The organism is Vibrio sp. SCP2 (genome assembly GCF_059295395.1).
Genome location: NZ_JCAFVV010000001.1, coordinates 1,374,411 through 1,393,510, shown reverse-complemented (window position 1 = coordinate 1,393,510; position 19,100 = coordinate 1,374,411). Strand labels below are relative to the sequence as shown.

Here is a 19,100-nt window from a genome sequence, read left to right as displayed (position 1 = left end):
ACCCAATCTAGACCCATCACATCGAGTTTAAATTTCGAAGCGTTGGCCGTTGTTGTACAGGGAATTAAACCGTCAGAATAACGCGCACAGCAAGCAAAATTAAAACAGCGCCTGACAGTCGGTCTATTAGCAAAGCTTTTGAGCGGATTTTATCAATTAATCGCGGACTGGAAAGCAAAAATGTAATCAGGGTGTACCATAAACCATCTACGACTAGCGGGGTCAAGACAATCAAACCTTTAGCAGCAACGCTATCACCCACAGCGACAAACTGACTAAACAACGCGATAAAGAAAAGTGCGATCTTTGGGCTAAGCAAAGAAATCAAAAAACCTTCTTTGGCAGACTGCCAGATACTCGTCTGCTCACCGGATTCAAGCCTTGCTGCTACACCGCCTTTGGAGCGCAAAGCATTGTAACCAAGATAGGCCAAATAAGCGGCACCGGCATAGCTAATGGTTTTAAACAGCAAAGGAGATTGCTGAAGTACCACCGCCAAGCCAATTAAGGTAATAAACGCATAAATACCAATACCGATTGCATGTGCCCAAGCCGCGGCTAAACCATTCAGTCGCCCTCCGGCAAGGCTATGTTTTGCAACCATCGCAAGGCTCGGCCCGGGAGACATCGCACCAAGAATACAAATCGTGAATAGAGACAACCATACCGTGAACGTCATACCAGAATCCTTTAAATCATATGTTTCATTATTACTGAATAACAGCCACGTTAAAGCATGCAACTAATGAATTGAAATCAAAGTTAATCATGACAATCATGATTTCAAATCATACCGATGGAGTATGGCGAAGTTTGCATCGCATGAAGAACTTTTTCTCGCATCCATTGATGCGCCTTATCCTGATCGTATTTCGGGTGCCACATTAGCCAATAGAGATGAGCTTCAGTGTCAAAAGGCAAAGGCTTGTATACGAGCCGGGCTTCTTTGGCTAAATTTCGCGCAATGTGTTCTGGCACAACCATAAGATAATCACTACTGCGTAATGCATTAACCGCTGCTGAGAAGAACGGCACCTTGAGCGCAATCCGGCGACGAAACCCGAGCTTATTCAGAGCAATATCTGCATTGGAGTCTTTGTCTCCTCCCCCCGTTACTTTCAAATGAGGATAAGAGACTAACTCTTCACAAGACATACTCGTTGCTGCACTAAGAGGATGCGTAGCACTCATCAAACAGACGGACTTGTCTTGCCCTATTTTTACACTACTTAGGTTTTCTGGTTTTTCTGCCAACATGGTTGAAGCCAAGTGAATGCCCGTTGCTTCAAACTGGGTTAGAAAGTCGGGCTGCCATAATCGATAGGCAATATTGACTTTTGGCGCTTGCTCGACAACCACAGAAACCACATCAGGTACTATGTATTGAGCAACATAATCACTGGAAGATAGCACAAACTCTTGCTGCCAAACTTGAGGGTCAAATGGCTTATCGGCAAGCAAGGCATCAAACTCACCAAGTAGCTCGCACAGTTTGTCTTTCATCTCAAGAGCGCGGGGCGTAGGTATTAGTTGGTTCCCATCTCTAACCAATAATGGATCACCACATATTTCTCGTAACTGTGAAAGCTGCCTGCTCATAGCAGACTGAGTGACATGCAGACGCTCTGCCGCTCGACTAACATGGCACTCTTCGAGCAAAACATGCAAAGAGCGCAACAAATTAAGGTTTAGATTGTTTAGCATCATTTTGAGCGCTATGTGTTTAGCGTATTAAAGAATTCATTAAGTACAGTGTGAGTCATCAGATGACGCAACTCTGGAATCTTTTGCAATTCGTCCCGAATGGCATTCAGCCGAGTCATTGAATCAACTTCGACGTACAGCATCATGTCAGTTTCTCCGCTAATCGCATGACACCATTTTACGCCATCAATCTGATAAATCAGATCGGCATAGGTTTCGCAGTACTGAGTCGAGCTCGACATATCAAACTTAAGGGCAAGATAGGCTTTTATTAGTTCTTTGCTCTCAGTTTTCGCCACATCAGCATGATAGCCAAGAATCACTTTTTCATGTTCGAGCTTTTGAATTCTTGCCGTTACTGCCGTGCGTGACAGATTCACCTTTCTAGCAATATCACTCACACTCTCCCGAGCGTTAAGTTTTAGAATGTCTATGATTTGCCGATCAAATTTATCCATATTTTACTTCCCAATTACGCCAACTTATCCTGTTGGTTGATTGCAATGTGACACAAAATTGCTAGAGATGAAAGCAGTCAAATTGACAGTTCTAAAACCACAAACAGACAATGTGACCGCTATCGGTGACGAATTGACTAATGCATACCTAAGCCGCTTGAGATAACCTTGTTTTAAAACTGAACACGATGCAGGGAGAGCATAATGAGTGAGCTGAAAAAAGAGATAACATTGCTATCTGGCATCGGCCAATTATCGACAACGCTGTTAGGGACAGGGCTGTTTATGGTGCCAGCAATAGCCGCAGGTATAGCAGGGCAAGCGTCCCTTTGGGCATGGTTAATTTTGTTTATTGCTATTTGCCCTATTGCGCTTACTTTCGCCCAACTTGGTAAACATTACCCGAGTGCTGGTGGTACCGCTTACTTTGTCCGTAAGGCATTTAACTCTAAACTTGAGAAAAGCGTCGCATGGCTGTTTCTTAGTGTCGTTCCGGTCGGTGTACCTGCTGCCATTGCGTTAGCGGCTGGATTTTTGCAGCAGCTAATGCCTGAAAGCATCAACTCTCCTCTGTTTGCCCAGGTGCTGACTGTGGCTTTGCTTGTCGGAGTGAATCTCGCTGGCGCCAAATCTTCAGGCAGGTTACAAACCATTATTGCCTTGTCTATTTTTGCTCTGATCGCAGCTTTCTGGTGGAAAGGCGGCTTTAGCTCTCAGGATTTAATTTGGCCACCTCTTAGTGGTGATAGCCTGTGGTCTGTCGGGTTAGCATTAGGTGTCATGTTTTGGTGTTTTGTTGGGATAGAAGCGTTCGCCCATATGGGAGAAGAGTTTAAGAACCCTCAAAGAGACTTCCCTATTGCGATTGTGATTGGCTGTTTTATCGCAGGGGCGACTTACTGGATATGTTCAATCATCGTATTAAAGATGGGGGCTTACGGTTCGCCTATGTTCGATAGCACATCGATTCCTTGGATCTCTGAAAATCTGTTTGGCCCAGAGTTCAAAGCCTTAATCAGTATCGTGGGTTTTGGGGCATGCTTTGCTAGTGTCAATCTCTACACTCAAAGCTTATCTCGCATGGTATGGGCACAGGCTAAGGAATACAGCCCAAATAGCGCGCTCGCTAGACTATCGATTAAAGGTGTCCCCGCAAATGCGACCTTTGTTGTTGGCGGTGTGGCTCTGGTTTCTTGTGTTGCGGGTGAGTTGTCAGGTTTGGATTTGGAGTTCTTTCTCAAGCTCGCCAATGGCATATTTGTTCTGGTCTACCTTCTAGCGATGCTTGCTGCCTACAAGCTACTCACAGGATTGAGCCGATACCTTGCTGCGGTTTCTTTGCTTCTCTGCACGGTTGTGTTTGTGTGCCTTGGTTGGTCGATGCTCTACGCTGTTACCGTCTTCGCGCTACTTAGTCTGCCATGGAAGAAATCACGCATGGCGAACGGTTCAAATAACATATGACCCTACTTATACTTGGCCAGTATTTCTCGTTCTCCACCTTGTTGACGAAAAGCCAGCACTTGCTCGGAAAACTCCTCAAGTATAATGACGAACTGAGATGTTTTGGAAATACACAGCGCAAAAGGTGCAACTGTTAAAGTCACGGGAAGCTCAGTGATTAAGTTGCGTCGATCATGCTTAGATAAGAGAAATTCAGCCACGACTTTATCAACGGCTACGACATCTCCTTTTTTCTTGGCAAGCATTTGTAATGCGACAGAGAGATCAGACTCGATAATCCTAGTGTAAGAGTCTTGGGGGAAATTTTCGTTTCCCCAGCCATTTCCGACATAATCCAGAATCACGAATTCCTTCAAATCTTCTATGCTAGACACTTGCTCTAGCTTATTCAGATGCGCATGATTTTTGTAGGTAAATAGGTTGATTGGCGCGGTGAATACAGGCTCTTTTGCAACATTGACGTAGTTCAGCCGCTCTGGCGTCGGTACTGTGATAAACGCATCGGCCTGACCGTTGAACACCATCCTTTGCGCACGACTCCATGGGTAGCCTTCGTGTGACACATTAAGATTCATCTGTTTTTCCAGCACTTCTCTTGCTATGTCTACCAGTATCCCCTCCATCTCGCCGGCTGCATTGATATAAGAATATGGCGGGAAGGAGTCATAATAAACAATTCTCAGCGTCTCTTTCCCGTAGGAAAAAAAGCTTAGCAAACACAAAGACAAAACCCATAACCTTCGAACCATAAACTGTCTCCCGCCAGACCAAACACCTAACCAACTGTTCTCACTGATTAGCTATCTACTCTTTCAATAGTAGAGCATGAAAATTTGGTCTGCTAACTATTCGCTCAGGGCAGATACGACGAGAGTTCGAGAGGCTATTCAATGCTTCTCTCGACTGTCAGATTAATAGGGTAGAAACTGGAAACCGAGAGCAGCTTAAATAGCGTATGAATCCACTTTGTCTGAGCAGATATTTAGAATGGTCTGAGGGCTCACTTTTTTCCATTCAGGGCTTTTTTCTAACGGCTCAGAAGCCAAAACAACATTCGCTCCATCTTGTTTGATAAAAACCGTTGGCGCTTCTTGATCTGAGCTATAACGCACAGCCCAAAACTGATTGCCATCCGAAATACAAATCGAGGCTTTTAGCGGCTCCTCAATCTGCTTGTCAGCCATCAAGTGACAGATCATTGATAAAGTGTTTCTAATCGCTTCGACAGGATTCTGCTTTAAGCCATTTTGTAACATAAGCAGAAAGATAAGTTCGCTATCTGTCGTCCCCATACGTTTCAAAAACAGCGCTTCACATAACTGGCGTTCCAATTCAAACTTAACCTGCTCAAAACCACCAATTTGGCCATTGTGGAGAAACATCCAGTTTTCACTGATAAAAGGGTGGCAATTTGACCGAGAGACTTGTGTCCCCGTTGATGAACGCACATGCGCCATAAATCGATGAGAACGAATATGATGAGTGAGAGAGCGAAGGTTTTCATCTCCCCATGCAGGAAGCACTTCGTGAAATTGCCCTGGCGTATCTCGCTCTGTGTACCAACCCAGCCCAAAGCCGTCAGCATTCACTCTTGTGACCGCCTTGCGTGCCTCTAAGCTCTGATGAACCAATGAGTGTTCCGGTTCATAAACCAACTCATCGAGATAAATTGACTCTCCTTGATAGGCTAACCATCGACACATAAGAATCCTTTCTCCCTCTAATTATCCTTAATCAATAACATCATGAATTGAAGATTTCGGCAAGGATGCGAATATTTGGCTCGATTTCATCTAGAGCAACATTACCGAAGCCCAAGACAGCGCCAGACCAATCACGTTTCACTCCACCATCATGCTGTTCGTAATAAGAAAAGGGGCGAATCACTATGCCACGATCGTTCGCACGTGCTGACCAATCTTGTTCCGCAATATACCCGCGCCACCTCACCGTAACATGCAGCCCTGCCGCTTGACTGATCACCTCCAAATTCCCTTGGAAGTATCGTTCTATCATCGTCAGCATCATTTGATGTTTTTGTTTGTACAAACGACGCATCTTTCGAATATGACGAATTAGGTCACCTTCGGCAATAAAATCCGCAAGAGCAGCTTGAGTGTGGCTCGGAGAGTCACCACTTAACGCATCTTTTATGCTTAGGGCTTGTTCAACCATAGATTTGGGCAACACCAGATAACCTAAGCGAAGGCCATTGAACATTACTTTACTAAGGGAACCTACGTAGATAACGTGTTGATCATGCCCTGTTTTAGCTGCTAAGCCTTGCAGACTTGGATATGGGCGGTGAGCAAACTGAAATTCACTGTCGTAATCATCCTCAATGATCCAGCCATTACGGTTTTTCGCCCATTCAATTAGCCTTAAGCGCTGATTGATATCTAAGGTCGTGCCAAGCGGATATTGGTTACTTGGGGTGACGTAAATCACCTTGCTATAACTGCCCTCAACTAAGTTCAAATCCAACCCCGATTTAGGTACAACGACCGCAGGGCTCCAATCACAATTAAGCAAGTTGAGAACTTTAGCCATCTGCGCATAACCAGGCTGCTCCATCAAGATGCCCTTTTTCTCTTTCGTAGTCAGCAAAGCAGCTATGGTTAGGGCTTGCTGTGCTCCCGACGTAATAACTACGCTATCTGGATCGCAGACCACAGAACGGCTCGTCGCCAAGTAGCTTGCAAGCGCTTCTCGCAAACTGCCGTCACCTTGAACATCTTGACCTCCCAGTAGGCATACACGACTAATATGGCGAGATAATAATCTTTGCCATTTCTGGATTGGAAACTCACCGAGATCCGGTACTCCGGGCGAAAAAGCACGACTGTAATCAGCAGCTATAACCGGGGGGCTTGGCTTAATGGGCTGATAAGCCGTTGTCACGAACTGGTCTGGCAGTTCAAGCGCAACAAAGTAGCCAGATCCAACTCGGCTCTCCAAATAACCTTCAGCATGCAACTGTTCATACGCATGGATCACCGTATTCCGGCTCAGGTTAAGCTCCTCGGCCAATTTACGTGTCGAAGGAAGCTTGAGCCCCTTTCCCCATAACTGCCCAACGATTTTATCCCTGACTGCGTTAAACAACGCATCTTGCTTAGTACGACTCTCATTACTTAAATGAAGATCGCCAATATCGATTAACGCCATAAGTGGATCCATCCATCAATTAGAAGTGGCTCTAAATTTAGTACCAATTTAAAGATACATTTTCTGTAAATCAAATATTTGCAGGAGGCAAGGCAATGTTATCAGCAACCAAAAGAACTGAACTTAAGAAAGGGGCTCATAAAGCCGTTACCGAGCAACAAGCGTTATACAACATTATTGACGAATCGTTAGTGGCACACATCGCCATCTCAGACAGTGAGCAACCCTATGTCATCCCGATGTTGGCATGGCGCGTAGAAGATACCGTCTATATTCACGGAGCAAACAACAGTCGGCTGATGCGCAATTTAAAAGGTGGGGTCAATACCTGTTTAACATTCACCTTGTTCGATGGTTGGGTTTTAGCAAGAAGCGCATTCCATCATAGCGCCCACTATCGAAGTGCGGTTGTACTTGGTCATTTCACCGCGATAGAAGATAAGCACGAGAAAGACCGATTACTGAATCAATTTGTTGAGCAAATCGCACCCGGGAGAACCAATGACGTCAGGCTCAGCAGCGAACGAGAGCTAAACAGCACTATGTTGCTCGCCATCCCTCTAACCGAAGCGTCGGTAAAAGTCAGCAAAGGAGAGGTCAATGATGACCTAGGCGATATGGACCTAACCGCTTTTGCTGGCTTCCTACCATATCGAACCGTTGTGGGCCCTTTGAAGGCAATGCCAGATTCCAAACACAGCCAAACACCAGACTACAGCCAAGCCTATGGCTCACGCTGGCACGACCAACAAGGCAGGTAACATCATACTTAACGCTCATCTAAGCAGTAATGTTGAACATATTGGATGGGCGTTAGTCCTCTATTTTTCTTAAACATTCGATTGAAGCTTGCAGTGTTCTGATAGCCAAGCCGACGCGCGATCTCATCAATAGCGACACCTTTGGTCAACATTGAGACGGCAATGTTACTCAGCACATATCCGCACACGGTCGAGAAGTTCATTCCAAGCTTACGCAGTGCTCGCTGAAACTGCTGTGTCGACATACCCAATAAGCCGCTGACGTGCTCAAGTGTCGGTAAACCATGAAAACGACTGTAGTTAAGTACTTCATAAATCACTTTAACTTCATCTTCTGGATCCGGCATATTGAGCAGCTCATCCAAATCAGAGAAATTCATCGCGAGTCGCCCCTTACGGATACTGGACTGTTGCTTCGTGGCTAAACGAACCTCGGAGTGAAACCAAATCTCAGTACTTGAATGGCTCCAGTCAATGTCACACCCAAAGAACGCTCGATACTTCTCTATGTTCTTGCGAGTCCCTGATAAACGTACTCTTAAAGGGGAGTAATTAGAGCCAAGATAGAGCCTCATCACTTTGACTAACGCGACTGCCATGCGAACGCTATCGTGGACTTTGACTTGAGGACTGACATGTGGGTTTCGGTATGTCCACTTAATGATGGATCCACTTAAAGCAGCCGATAAAAACGCACCATTTTGTAAACTATTAAGGCCATAGTTCATACGCCGTATCGTCGAAGCAAAGTCAAAACCTGACAATAACCAGTGACTGATGGCACCTATTCTCGCAATGTCATTGTCTTGCATTAGTTCAAGCACAATATCCGGATTACCCGTCTTGTGTTCAAGTTTGGCAAACCACTGATTTACTTCCGAAAGGGGGATTAGCGTCATCGGATTGTGAAAAACCTCATCCGGTATCCCAAGGGAGCCTTCCTTCAAATTATAACGCTTGTGAGCTTCTAGGTGCATGTTGTAAATACCTATGGCTCGCATAAATCTCACTTTATCCATTTACAGATCAACTCAATATCTTGCGTCATGTGATTTAATCTGTCACAACCCATCGACTTTTTCAATTCTAGATCACAATCAAGCTCTGTTATTACTTTGGAGCCTTGAATGAGTTTACTAAGTGTCCCGTTCGTCGGAACAAATGCCGATACAATTTTGCACGTTGTCGCAACGGTTGTTCTTGTTGCCACCGTTGGCGCTGCATTATTTGGATTTTGGAAATTCCACGAACTGCCAATCAACAAAGCCCATAGCAAAGATCATCATCAAATCGGATTGATAACGGCACTCACATGGATTGGTTTTATCTGGCACTGGGTTTGGGTTGTCGCCGTTATTCTCGCCTTCGTTGATATGGAAAAAGCCATCATCAACCTGCGCGATACCTGGCGTCATGCCCCGAAAAGTAACAACACTGAAGGAGAAGCGTAATGTTAGAAGGTTTAGCCGTCTGGGCATTGTTTATTTATTTGCTTCGCCTTGTTGGTATGCCTTGGAACAAAGCGACTAAATCATTCGCTTATCTAGGTGGCGCCTCTTGGTTGATGTTTGTTTGGGTTGGTCTGATCAACTTTACTCCAATGGATCTCTCTGGTGGGTCCGTGGTTCAATCACCGCACATACAGCTGCGTCCTGACTCGCCAAATGTCACGGGTAAAGTGGACAAAATCTATATTGAGCCAAACCAACAAGTTTCAAAAGGTCAACTCATATATGAAATCGATCCTACCCAATACCAAATTTCGCTAAATCAAGCGCAAGTTGCAGAAGAATCAGCAGACGTGGCTTACCAAGTAGCAAAAGAAGATATCGCGATTGCTCGAGCAACGTATCAATCTATGCAACAAGAGGTGAAGACCACAGAAAGCCGTTTAGCAGCAGCCAAAGTCGATCACAAACTGCAAGTTAAAATGCTTAAGCGTTATCAAGAGCAAAACCGTGTCGTGGAAAATACCATCACAGCGAGTGATATCGACAAACAAGAAACAACCGTCGAGAAGGCACAGCACAATATTTCAACCATTGAGTCTGAACTAAGTACCAAAATAGTGGATGCCGATAAAGCTAAACTCGCGATAACTAAGGCCAAGTTGACCGTAAAAAGTAAACAAGCCGATTGGAAGACGGCTCGTGAGAAGCTCGCTAAAGCACAATGGGACTTAGACAGCACCAAGGTATACGCTCCGGCTGACGGTTTCGTTACTAACTTTATACTTCGTGAAGGGCAGCGTGTCTCTATGATGCCAAGACTTCAAATGTATACCGATGAGAAATATGTGCTTATGCGTGTGAATCATCAGGCCATTAGAAACGTTAAACCGGGCCATGCGGCTGAGTTTGCTTCTTCTGTTTATCCGGGCAAGATCTTCTCAGCTCAGGTTGAAGGCATTGTGGAGGCAACCGGAGAATCTCAAGGAAACTTACTTGGATTTGATCAACCAGTGCGAACAACGACGGGTCAAAACCTTCAAAACAAGCATCACTTTGTTAGGTTGAAAATCGAAGAAACTGATGGCTATGACATTCCTGTTGGCTCTGTTGGCTTAGCTTGGATCAGTGGCGATAAACCGATTGGTTTTATGGCATTCCTAGATGCGATTCGCGGCATCATCATTCGTATGAAGTCCCAGCTCTACTTCTTCTATTCCATTTAAGACCTTAAGACCGCTAGCAATAGCGGTCTTTTTGTTTATTCCACCTGAACAAAGTATTGTTTTTCCGCCACTTTAGAGTACTTTGATAACCAGTTAAGCAAATTACAAAGTTTACGAGGTGCTCAGTGAGCCAGTTTCAAGACCTCTCCGTTTTAATTGAACAAATCGCACAAGCAGAAGAAAGTGAGCAAGTTGCCATTCTTAATGATCTGATCGAAGCTGGATTAGAATCTGGCTCTGTGGCACTTATTCTTGAAGCCTTTCCTATCGATGACAGGGTTACGCTATGGCGAGGACTTCCGCTTGAGCTGCATATTGAGGTACTCACAGAAGCGCGTGCCGAAGTACGTCACTCAATCATTGACGAGCTGTCTGAAACGGAACTTAAACTCATCTTAGCTAAGCTAGATAACCTCTCTTTAATCGAGTGGGCTGACTCTCTACCTGATGAGATCATTAACGAAGCGCTGCAACTGATCGAAAAAGATGAGCTAGAACTTTATGATCAGGCTAATGAATATGAAGATGATGAACTTGGGCGCTGGGCAGAAAGAAAAGTCGTGACCTTACCTTTCAATATTTCGGTGGAGAAAGCGAAGATACTAATGGAGCGATACAGCTACGACGCTCCGCAGCACATTTACCTGATCAATAAGCGTAAGCAGTTTCGGGGTTTAGTTAGTTACATTGACCTTCTTAGAGCCGAGCCGAACGAAAGACTCAAAAACATTTCAATCGAAAATGTACTGACACTCAATGCAAAACTAACGCTGGCTGAGAGCATTGAAGCTTTGGAGCACTCCTCTTTATCAGCGATGCCAGTGACCGACGACAAGCAAATTTTGGTCGGAGAAGTTGATTGGCACTTTGCTCTCACGACTCAAAGGGAAATCTACGAGACCCGCTTAATGGCCGGTACCGGTATGGATGAAGGGGATGACCTATTCGCCCCTGTGCTTAAGAGTTCGCAAAAGCGTGGCGTCTGGCTTGGTATTAATTTAATGACGGCAATTCTGGCATCAGTGACTATCGGCCTGTTTGAAGATGTGATCGCACAAGTCGTCGCTTTGGCAGTGCTGATGCCAATAGTTGCGTCAATGGGAGGAATCGCAGGTAGTCAAACTCTGACCTTGATGATTCGTGCCATGGCGCTTAATCAAATCACTTCAGGTAACCGCTGGGCGCTACTAAAAAACGAAATTGGCATTGGCTCTATTAATGGCTTGCTTTGGGCGCTAATCATTGGCGGTCTTGCAGGATTATGGTTCCAATCAACTATTCTTGGCGCAACCATAGCACTTGCTATTGTGGTCAACATTATCACCGCGGCTCTATTTGGTGTCCTTATCCCTATTATTCTCGACAAACTGAAGCTCGATCCTGCCCTTGCGGGATCGGTCATTCTCACGACGGTGACGGACGTTGTAGGCTTCTTTGCCTTCCTTGGAACAGCGAGCTTAGTGATGTTATAACTTTGGTTAAGTTATTATCATATCATTAGCATTATTGTGGTTATTCGCATTTTGCAATTTCAATATGCAATTTGAATGGCAGAAATGTCCTAAAATCGATTAATTTCAGAGCAATTTGGTGCTATTAAAGTTGGCACATATAGTGCAACAGTAATAGCGACCCTTAATTAAGCCGAGGGTCACCTAGCCAACTGACGTTGTTAGTGAACCCATTTTGTTCACACTTATAGCGGCCAATCTCACTTCTTGAGGTTGGCCTTTTTGTTTTTGGAGAACTGGAGAACTGGAGAACTGGAGAACTGGAGAACTGGAGAACTGGAGAACTGGAGAACTGGAGAACTGGAGAACTGGAGAACTGGAGAACTGGAGAACTGATAAAATAACCATTTGGTCACAATATCAAGGTTAAAGTTTAAAAATCTGCACTTTACCTAGTCTTAACATTAAAAAAGGCTCGTTTAATTATAAGAGGTGAACAAAAAGCAAGCAGATCGTCTTCTAAACAAGCCCCACCACCAAACAGTACGTCATTTATAATAACTACATTCCATTAGTGTCATTTATTGAAGTAAATTAAACAACTTACCCCCTATCTATCCATTCTTGCTGATATTTTTTGAAAGTCATAGAAATCATAACCTATTGGTTATTATGATTATTATCAAAACAGACTTTCACGCAATCGATTTAGTTATCAATAAAGCATTGACTCTGTGATTTATATCACCATAATACGCGCCGTTTAACTGATTTTTACCTACAATTTGTATTGATAATCTATTTGCGGAGGTTATAAATGGCTGCGGACAATAACTACAGTCTTGGACCCGTGCCGGAAACGGCAAGGAAAGGAGTCGCTTCACTTACCATGGTAATGCTTGGGCTCACTTTCTTCTCCGCAAGTATGTGGACAGGTGGTTCTCTTGGTACTGGCCTCTCCTTTAATGATTTCTTCCTCGCTGTTCTCATCGGTAACCTTATTCTCGGTATCTACACCTCTTTTCTTGGTTACATTGGCGCTTCTACTGGTCTCTCTACTCACCTTCTTGCTCGCTTCTCTTTTGGTACTAAAGGCTCATGGCTTCCTTCTGCTCTATTAGGCGGTACTCAAGTCGGTTGGTTTGGCGTCGGTGTTGCGATGTTTGCCATTCCAGTACAAAAAGCGACGGGCATTGATACCAACACATTGATTGTTGTATCAGGTTTACTGATGACAGCTACGGTTTACTTCGGCATTAAAGCCCTTATGGTCTTGTCAGCGATTGCCGTACCTGCGATTGCCATTCTTGGTAGCTACTCGGTTTCTATGGCAGTAGATAGCGTAGGTGGTTTCGAACAGCTACAACTCATTCAGCCTGAAACGCCAATGGACTTCTCTATTGCGCTTGCCATGGTAGTGGGTTCATTTGTTAGCGCAGGTACGCTGACCGCTGACTTCGTTCGATTTGGTAAAAAACCGGCTAGCGCGGTATTAGTCACTATGGTGGCATTCTTTATTGGTAACTCGCTGATGTTCATGTTTGGCGCAGCAGGTGCCGCAGCGACTGGTCAAGCGGACATCTCTGACGTCATGATTGCTCAGGGCCTGTTACTACCAGCTATCATTGTGCTTGGCTTGAATATCTGGACAACTAACGAGAACGCGCTGTATGCCTCTGGCCTTGGATTCTCTAACATTACTGGTCGCTCTAGTACCACTATGTCAATTATGAACGGCATCATTGGCACCATCTTCGCGCTATGGCTTTACAATAACTTTGTCGGTTGGCTAACGTTTCTTTCGACAGCCATTCCACCGATTGGTGGCGTTATCATCGCAGACTTCCTAATCAACCGTAAACGTTACAAAGATTTTGCAAACGCGCAGTTCCAAACCATTAACTGGGCTGGCATTATCGCTGTTGCAATCGGCGTAGCCGCAGGCAAGTTCATTCCTGGAGTAGTACCGCTCAATGCTGTACTTGGTGGAGCACTTTGCTACGCTATCCTAAACCCAATTCTCAACAAACACGCGCTGAAAGCACAAACAGCGTAAGGAAGCATCATGACAACGCTATTGATCAAAAACGCGACACTACGCAATCAACAAGGTCTAAAACAGATCCTTATTGAGGACGGTCAATTTAAGCAAATTCTCGACAACGATGCAGACCTTGCTTTTGACGGTAATATTCTAGATGCCGAGGGCGGCTTAGCTGTCGCGCCTTTCTGTGAACCGCACATTCACTTAGATACCACTCAAACGGCAGGTGAGCCTAGCTGGAATATCTCAGGTACCTTATTTGAAGGTATCGAACGTTGGGCGGAGCGCAAAGAGCTCCTCTCAATTGAAGATGTAAAAAGCCGCGCGAAACAAACCCTAAAGTGGCAAATCGCTAACGGTATCCAACATGTTCGTACTCATGTAGACGTTTCTGATCCAACGTTAATCGCCTTAAAAGCAATGCTTGAGGTTAAAGAAGAGATGAAAGAGTGGGTCGACATTCAAATTGTCGCGTTCCCCCAAGAAGGTATTCTCTCTTACCCAAATGGCAAAGAACTGCTAGAAGAAGCGGTACAATTAGGCGCTGATGTTATCGGTGCGATTCCCCATTTTGAGTTCACTCGCGAGTACGGCGTCGAGTCACTTCACTATGTGTTCGAACTGGCACGTAAGTACGATCGCCTAATCGATGTTCACTGTGACGAAATCGATGATGAGCAATCACGCTTCGTTGAGACACTGGCTGCCCTAGCACACAAATATGAAATGGGCGATCGAGTGACAGCGAGCCACACTACTGCGATGGGGTCATACAACGGCGCGTATGCGTCTCGCTTGTTCCGACTGTTAAAGATGTCAGGCATCAGCTTTGTCGCTAACCCGTTAGTGAACATTCACCTACAAGGCCGTTTTGACGATTATCCGAAACGCCGTGGCGTGACTCGTGTGAAAGAGATGCTAAACGCTGGTATTAATGTCTGCTTTGGTCATGACGACGTGTTTGACCCTTGGTACCCATTAGGTACAGCAAACATGTTACAAGTACTGCATATGGGTCTGCATGTTACACAGGTGATGGGTTACGATCAGATCAACAATGGTTTGGACTTAATCAGCACTAATTCAGCGCGCACATTAAACATCCAAGACAAACACGGCATTGAGCAAGGCAAGCCAGGTAGCTTACTTATCCTACCGGCAGAGAATGGCTTTGATGCAGTACGTCGCCAAGTACCTGTTCGTTACTCGGTTCGTAACGGTAAGGTGATTGCTGAAACACAGCCGGCAAAGACTCATATCCATCTTGGTAGCCAAGAAGAAGTAACGTTTAAACGCTAAAACCAGATTAGTGTGAAATGCATAAAGGGAAGCGGCTGCTTCCCTTTTTGTTTTAGAACGAGTCATGTTTTATCTAGATAAAAGAAAACCCCACTAAGCTCTCGCCTAGTGGGGTTCTATTCTTACTCGCAGCGATCCGGCTACTAATAGGTGCTCCCTGCATCTATTCCTTGATAGTACGCTGAATCCTTCAGCACTTTCCTTATCATCGCCATCCTAGCGGTGTCCTTGGCAATCCAGCCCGTTAGCTATCCTCGCTAACTCTCATCGCTTTATCCTTAAGCGGTGTCCCTGACTCTATCATCCTGATAGAAATTGCCTTAGTCCGTTAAGCGTCCATTGTCTATCCTTGAGTAACCATCCTAGTTACTAGCGTCCAGCCAATGTCCTTCGCTTTCCATGCCAATTATTCATCCTGAATAATCGAATCTTCGTCCTGAAGATGACCGTTCCTTGGGTCTTTCCTGTTCCGTGTCTGCTCCCTGCTGACAACTTAAGATTATGGCTTCACCATTATTTTCACAACGCTATTTCTCGCTTTTCGGCAGCTTCCCGACTGTTTAAGAAACATACATAACCATAAATTTCATATACTTAAAGACAAAGCATCCAAATTTCTCAGCGTTCGTTTCTCATAATGCTCACGGCTTTGTAAGAGATCTCGCACACAGATGCGGGACTATTTCCGACTTCAACTCATCGAGCACCATCAATAAAAGGTGACCAAACTCCCACTAATCTGCCACTGTTTTACTCTTCACTTCTCCTACCAGCGGTTTTTTCTGGACTATACGACGTTAAACTAGGATATTATGTGGAGATCCATATCACATAATGTATTTTTCTAGCACTACACCAGTCTCGGTCTATTTGCTAACCATCTCCTAGAGGAAGATTGAATGATTTCAAAATGGGCGCAACGCTTTTACCAAATGGCAGAACTAGTTGGCTCTTGGAGTAAAGATCCCTCCACTCAAGTCGGCGCTGTAATCACAAAACAAAACCGCATCGTTTCGGTTGGTTTTAATGGCTATCCTCACGGCATTTCAGACAGTGCAATGACCGATGATAGAGAAATGAAGTACCTGAAAACACTTCATGCCGAGGAAAACGCTATCTTGTTTGCAAAGCGTGATCTGGATGGGTGTGAGATTTGGGTGACTCATTTTCCTTGCCCTAACTGTGCGGCAAAGATCATTCAAACCGGTATTTCTGCTGTTCATTGTCCAGAGCAAACGCCCGATTTCTTATCTCGCTGGGGAGATAAGATCAAAGTCAGTCAAGAGATGTTCTTACAGGCGGGCGTAAAGGTTAACTGGCTTCCGCTAGATGACTTGAAAGCGATCGAACAGGCGAATTAAAGCGTCACTTTTAAACGTTCAAAGGTATCGAAAAGCTGTTGCGATTTATAAGGTTTAGGGAGATAAGCATCCATACCTGCATCGAAACAGCTTTGAATTTCTTCAGGCAACACACTCGCCGTTAGCGCGATTATTGGCACTTTTTCTCTTCCTTTATCCCGTTCCCATTGGCGTATTTCTCGTGTTGCCGTCAAACCATCCATAATCGGCATCATGCAATCCATTAAAATGGCGCAGAACTTTTCTTCCGTTTTCACCGCATTGACGGCATCTAATCCATTACTCGCAATCACATATTCAATACCGATTTTGTTGAGAAAAAATGAGGCGATTTTTTGGTTCATTAAGTTATCTTCCACGATTAAAACTTTCTTTACATCGAGGGGATGGAAATCTACATCTGGATTAGTATCACGATTATCCTGAAGCTGATGTTTACTGGTTACCTCTTCTAAGATGGTTCTAAATTTATGGCCCAATAAGGGTAGAGTGATCGAAGCTCCCAACAACACATCTAACTCAGGCTTCACATACAAATGATGGTTCATGCCAATGATCTGACCTGTAGGACAAAGGCTTCTGATTTTCGACACATCTTTCCGAGCACTTCGGTTAAGATTGGTGCAGTACAGGATGAATGGAACTTCGTTTTCAATTGCAGAGATATCTTCAACGGTATTGAAAACCATAAGATCGATACCTAATCGTAGGCTCTCTCCGATAATAAGATGTTGGTACCTTGAATCATTGGCGATGAGAATTCCACGAGTGGATAGATCAAGCCCCATCTCCTGCTGCTCGCTGATACTCAGCGGAATAGTCAGTGAAAAACGGCTTCCAACTCCGATTGTCGAGCTAACTTCTATCTTCCCTCCCATCAGTTCTACGAGTTGACGGCAAATCGCTAAACCAAGTCCTGTTCCACCAAATCTACGTGTGATGCTGCCATCTTCCTGGGTGAAAGGTTTGAATATATCGTTGAGCTTGTCTTGTGAAATACCGATGCCATTATCGATCACATGACACTGTAGATCGCCTAAATGGGTACCCAGTTCAATAGTGACCACCCCATTACGAGTAAACTTAATTGCATTGCTAAGTAGGTTCATCACCACTTGTTTGAAGCGGAAATCATCGATATCAATTGAAGTTGGCAGCGCTGGCGAATAGACAACCTGTATCTCTACCTGTTGCTTAAGCGCATTAGCACAGACCAAGTTCACCGTTTCATACACCATGTCCCTGAGGTCAACACTACGAACGGACAACACTAAGTTGCCCGATTCGATCTTAGAAAGATCCAATATGTCATTAATGAGTAACAGTAGCGCATGCGAAGAGGTATCCACATCGGCAAGGATTTCTCGCTGAGCTGCCGTCAAGTGACTGTCTGAAAGAATCTCTGTCATGCCGATGATACCATTGAGCGGCGTACGTATTTCATGGGACATGTTGGCAAGAAAAATACTCTTAGCTTTGTTTGCCGCTTCAGCACTCTCTTTCGCTGTGACTAAGTTCCTCTCATACTCTGTTTGTTGCTCGATAATATGGTTAAGTTGATTAGCAAACGAAGAAAACTCATCTTTACCATCAATTGGGATCTGCTCAGCGCCATCTTTCTCCTTTAGCTGCCCCATAACATTGATGATCTTGGCCAGCTTGGAGTTGATCCGGTAAATCGTGCTTGTTCCCCACGCAAACATCACAATAAACACAGAGCAGCCTGCAATCGCAATTAGCCACAGCCCTTGTTTGGCACTGCGGATACTTTGATTCAGTTCCGTTCTTAACGTACTTGAAAAAGCCATCAACTGGCTCTCAACGGTTTTGTTGCGTGCGTGAATAATCTCAACGAACTCCGATGGCGGTAGGCCAGCCCCAGCTTGATTGAGAAAAGCCTCTTTCACCACAGAGCCCCGTTGAAACTCTCGACTGGCGAAAATGTCGAGTAGAGCTTCCACTTGATGCGAGTTCGCACCTAAGTTGATAAATTTATCGAGGTACAACTGCTGCCTTTCTCGAATCCGAAAGTACTCTTCAGCATAATCAGAGTACTGCCAGTCCAACCATTTAATTTCTTGTGTTAGCCACGCCTCCCTTTCCATCCAAAAATAGAGCCAGCTTAGATCAGATAACACGATATCTAGGCTGTGAATTGAGGGGGAAGCCTCGTGGCTTTCAAGGCTATGTATTTCGACCAGCAGATCATGGTAAATGGTGTAGATCAATTGACCTAACTCGATGGTAGAAGCCGAATCCGAAGTAAGGAGTTCAGGCAATAGATATTGAAGCTCTTCAATATAGCTATTGGCTTGGTTCGACGTTTGAATCCCATGGTGGACATGGTCAGAGGTATGAGCGGTCTGCGCGATCATCGACATAGTTTGTTGCGCTCTCGTCACCGCAGCATTGGCACTTTGGCCATTCAATCGACGATTAAACGCAACATATAGGTGATGAGAAAACTCCGTCAGTAAACTTATGCTGTCATTCTTCTCACCCACCAGTTGATAACTGTGTAGCCTGCTCTGAAAGTCCCTAGCTAAATTGGCACTGAAGGCAAGAATAGCGAGCGTAGGTATCAGACACAGAATAAATAGTCTACTTTTAATAGACATATTAGTCAGTAACATCCGGACTCATTCCTTGAATCGACTTTGGCGCGTATAAGGTTTAAGTCTAGATGATCAATTAACCACAAGCGTAAGTAATTGCA

The 19,100-nt window shown here is 44.7% G+C and carries 16 protein-coding genes; 8 read left to right on the top strand and 8 right to left on the bottom strand.

The genetic code is table 11. From position 1 onward, the window contains the following. Positions 1 to 64: 64 nt before the first annotated feature. The 3 genes from AC5O63_RS06650 to AC5O63_RS06640 form a co-directional block, all read right to left on the bottom strand. The gene (locus tag AC5O63_RS06650) at positions 65 to 679 is read right to left on the bottom strand and encodes a LysE family translocator (protein WP_004745114.1); all 615 of its coding nucleotides are present in this window, start codon (positions 677 to 679) and stop codon (positions 65 to 67) included. A gap of 104 nt (positions 680 to 783) precedes the next feature. Next, positions 784 to 1,704: a LysR family transcriptional regulator gene (locus AC5O63_RS06645; protein ID WP_494504583.1), complete on the bottom strand. Its 921-nt coding sequence runs from the start codon at positions 1,702 to 1,704 to the stop codon at positions 784 to 786. A gap of 11 nt (positions 1,705 to 1,715) precedes the next feature. Beyond that, positions 1,716 to 2,162: an Lrp/AsnC family transcriptional regulator gene (locus AC5O63_RS06640; protein ID WP_171319946.1), complete on the bottom strand. Its 447-nt coding sequence runs from the start codon at positions 2,160 to 2,162 to the stop codon at positions 1,716 to 1,718. A 204-nt stretch (positions 2,163 to 2,366) separates the two neighbouring features. On the opposite strand from AC5O63_RS06640, the gene yjeH reads away from it, so the two are divergent. Beyond that, positions 2,367 to 3,626: an L-methionine/branched-chain amino acid transporter gene (yjeH, locus tag AC5O63_RS06635; RefSeq protein WP_494504367.1), complete on the top strand. Its 1,260-nt coding sequence runs from the start codon at positions 2,367 to 2,369 to the stop codon at positions 3,624 to 3,626. Positions 3,627 to 3,628: 2 nt separating this feature from the next. Here yjeH and AC5O63_RS06630 read toward each other — a convergent pair whose 3' ends face one another. The 3 genes from AC5O63_RS06630 to pdxR all read right to left on the bottom strand — a co-directional run bounded on the left by AC5O63_RS06630 (position 3,629) and on the right by pdxR (position 6,794). After that, positions 3,629 to 4,375: a substrate-binding periplasmic protein gene (locus AC5O63_RS06630; RefSeq protein ID WP_494504366.1), complete on the bottom strand. Its 747-nt coding sequence runs from the start codon at positions 4,373 to 4,375 to the stop codon at positions 3,629 to 3,631. A 195-nt stretch (positions 4,376 to 4,570) separates the two neighbouring features. Beyond that, positions 4,571 to 5,329, bottom strand: a complete 759-nt coding sequence (locus tag AC5O63_RS06625) for a class II glutamine amidotransferase (protein ID WP_494504365.1) — start codon at positions 5,327 to 5,329, stop codon at positions 4,571 to 4,573. 40 nt (positions 5,330 to 5,369) lie between these two features. Then, positions 5,370 to 6,794, bottom strand: coding sequence for a MocR-like pyridoxine biosynthesis transcription factor PdxR (gene pdxR / locus AC5O63_RS06620; RefSeq protein ID WP_494504364.1), 1,425 nt, complete (start codon positions 6,792 to 6,794; stop codon positions 5,370 to 5,372). Between the two features lie 95 nt (positions 6,795 to 6,889). Between pdxR and AC5O63_RS06615 the strand changes: the two genes are divergently transcribed. After that, a complete protein-coding gene (locus AC5O63_RS06615) occupies positions 6,890 to 7,555 on the top strand; it encodes a pyridoxamine 5'-phosphate oxidase family protein (RefSeq protein WP_494504363.1) in 666 nt (221 codons plus the stop codon). Between the two features lie 8 nt (positions 7,556 to 7,563). Here AC5O63_RS06615 and AC5O63_RS06610 read toward each other — a convergent pair whose 3' ends face one another. Then, positions 7,564 to 8,574, bottom strand: coding sequence for an AraC family transcriptional regulator (locus AC5O63_RS06610; protein ID WP_494504362.1), 1,011 nt, complete (start codon positions 8,572 to 8,574; stop codon positions 7,564 to 7,566). Between the two features lie 108 nt (positions 8,575 to 8,682). Between AC5O63_RS06610 and AC5O63_RS06605 the strand changes: the two genes are divergently transcribed. From AC5O63_RS06605 to AC5O63_RS06580, 6 genes are all read left to right on the top strand, one after another. Continuing rightward, complete coding sequence (locus AC5O63_RS06605) at positions 8,683 to 9,006, top strand: MFS transporter (RefSeq protein WP_069668382.1); 324 nt, start codon at positions 8,683 to 8,685, stop codon at positions 9,004 to 9,006. Beyond that, the gene (locus tag AC5O63_RS06600; RefSeq protein WP_494504361.1) at positions 9,006 to 10,229 is read left to right on the top strand and encodes an HlyD family secretion protein; all 1,224 of its coding nucleotides are present in this window, start codon (positions 9,006 to 9,008) and stop codon (positions 10,227 to 10,229) included. The genes AC5O63_RS06605 and AC5O63_RS06600 overlap by 1 nt, the downstream gene beginning before the upstream one ends. Before the next feature lie 125 nt (positions 10,230 to 10,354). After that, positions 10,355 to 11,701 carry a magnesium transporter gene (locus AC5O63_RS06595; RefSeq protein WP_494504360.1) on the top strand — a complete coding sequence of 449 codons (1,347 nt, stop codon included), beginning with the start codon at positions 10,355 to 10,357 and terminating at the stop codon, positions 11,699 to 11,701. A 796-nt stretch (positions 11,702 to 12,497) separates the two neighbouring features. Beyond that, a complete protein-coding gene (codB, locus tag AC5O63_RS06590) occupies positions 12,498 to 13,736 on the top strand; it encodes a cytosine permease (RefSeq protein ID WP_494504359.1) in 1,239 nt (412 codons plus the stop codon). Positions 13,737 to 13,745: 9 nt separating this feature from the next. After that, entirely contained in the window at positions 13,746 to 15,023 is a 1,278-nt protein-coding gene (locus tag AC5O63_RS06585; protein WP_494504358.1) for a cytosine deaminase, read from the top strand. Positions 15,024 to 15,922: 899 nt separating this feature from the next. Then, entirely contained in the window at positions 15,923 to 16,384 is a 462-nt protein-coding gene (locus AC5O63_RS06580) for a dCMP deaminase family protein (protein ID WP_272787498.1), read from the top strand. Here AC5O63_RS06580 and AC5O63_RS06575 read toward each other — a convergent pair. After that, positions 16,381 to 19,017: a hybrid sensor histidine kinase/response regulator gene (locus AC5O63_RS06575; RefSeq protein ID WP_494504357.1), complete on the bottom strand. Its 2,637-nt coding sequence runs from the start codon at positions 19,015 to 19,017 to the stop codon at positions 16,381 to 16,383. The genes AC5O63_RS06580 and AC5O63_RS06575 overlap by 4 nt on opposite strands. Positions 19,018 to 19,100: the final 83 nt, after the last annotated feature.